The organism is Bacillus sp. mrc49, from assembly GCF_002803435.1.
The window spans coordinates 1-960 of record NZ_PHNG01000136.1 but is presented as its reverse complement, the minus strand read 5'-3'; the positions used below and the strand labels follow the sequence as shown (position 1 = coordinate 960).

General features: G+C 42.6%; 1 protein-coding gene and 1 pseudogene. Both read left to right on the top strand.

From position 1 onward, the window contains the following. Positions 1-574: immunoglobulin-like domain-containing protein (locus tag CVN76_RS00935; protein WP_157805401.1), on the top strand; the 574-nt coding region annotated here is incomplete at its 5' end. Positions 575-705: 131 nt separating this feature from the next. Next, positions 706-960: pseudogene (locus CVN76_RS00930) on the top strand (DUF1992 domain-containing protein); the annotation flags it as partial.

The following is a 960-nucleotide window of genomic DNA, read 5'->3' as shown; positions in this document are numbered from 1 at the left end:
TGAGGGCAAGGTGGATACAAAGAAGGTGGGTACTTATAATTTGACCTATACGGTTACTGACAAGGCGGGGAATGTTGCCAAGGTCATAAGGAAGATAACCGTTTATGATCAAGTTAAGCCAGTCATCTCAGGTGCAGGAAGTAAAACGATCGGTTTGAATGCTTCATTTGATCCGAAATCAAACGTGAGTGCCAAGGATAATGCGGATGGCAGCTTGACAAGTAAAATAAAAGTGACCGGTACGGTGAACACGAAGAAAAAGGGAAGCTATACATTGAAGTATACGGTCACCGATTCTTCGAAAAACACGGCGACGATCACCAGAAAGATCACGATAGATAGCACGAAGCCTGTCATCTCGGGAGCTGCCAATAAAACGATTGCCTATAAGTCCACATTCAATTCTAAATCAGGCGTATCGGCTAAAGATAACTTGGATGGAAACGTGACGAATAAGATCAAAATAACGGGGTCCGTGAATACGAACAAAAAGGGTAGCTATACCTTGACGTATACAGTGACGGATAAATCGCAGAACAAGGCAGTGACAAAAAGGAAAATCACAGTTAAATGAGGCTAAAAAAGGATTCCGTGAAACGGGAATCCTTTTTTATAATGTTATTTGCCGATTTGTTCGGGATGGAGTGAACGTAGAGAAAAATGCTATAATTGTAAAAAGATGTATAAATGACTGGAGGAACGTTTATGGGTGATGAGCAGGGTCATGTGAATTGGATGGATCAAATTTTTCGGGATTATGAAAAAGACAACGGTCTGAAGAATAACCCTGGTTTTGGGAAGCCGCTTCCGGAGTCGGCGCTTTCGGGAAATATGTATGACAACTTCCTGTCAAAGGCGAAAGATGCCGGTTTCCTTCCGCTGTGGATAAAATGGCAAAAGGAAATTCGCGAAGAGCTATCCGAAATCGTCCGGTTGCGAAAAACGAATGTCGAGAACAGG